Consider the following 585-nt stretch of genomic DNA (forward strand, 5'->3'; position numbering starts at 1 on the left):
GCGGCAACGTACCGTTCGGCATTGGCGTCAGCGTCAAATACACCACCCATCAACTGAACAATGGCGTCTCGATCGCCGACGGCGGCTACGTGGCCGGCTTCAATGACTGGTCGATCAAGCTCTCGCGCCCCTGGCTGGGGATCGACCTGAACCTGATCTACAGTGACTCCAGCCTCAGCGGCAACGACTGCAGCGCCTACTCCGGGCATAACCCGCAATGCGACGGCCTGCTCACCTTCAAGGCCGAACGGGCGTTCTACTGAACGTCTGAACTGCGAGGCGCCTTCAGGGTTCAGATACAGCAACCCGCACTCGCAAGGACTCGAACATGGCGCGCCGCTGGCACCTACTCATTCCGCTCCTGATCATCAGCCTGATGCTGGGCGCCTGTAGCCGGGTCGGCCTGGCCTATCGCAACCTGGATGTGATCATTCCCTGGAACCTCAACGACTACCTGGACATGAACAGCGAGCAGAAGAGCTGGTTCAACCAGCGCCTGCAGCAGCACCTGAGCTGGCATTGCACCACCCAGCTCCCGGGTTACCTGGACTGGCTCGACCGCCTGCAACTGATGGTGCAGAACAA

General features: G+C 60.7%; 2 protein-coding genes. Both read left to right on the forward strand.

Features of this window, described 5'->3' with window-relative positions; all coding sequences use genetic code 11:
- On the forward strand, positions 1-263 hold a 263-nt coding region (locus F6S12_RS32705; RefSeq protein WP_315869984.1), incomplete at its 5' end, for a TorF family putative porin.
- Between the two features lie 65 nt (positions 264-328).
- The coding region (locus F6S12_RS32710; protein ID WP_315869985.1) for a DUF6279 family lipoprotein at positions 329-585 on the forward strand (257 nt) is incomplete at its 3' end.

This window comes from Pseudomonas sp. JV245A (assembly GCF_032424515.1).
Lineage (GTDB): Bacteria > Pseudomonadota > Gammaproteobacteria > Pseudomonadales > Pseudomonadaceae > Aquipseudomonas > Aquipseudomonas protegens.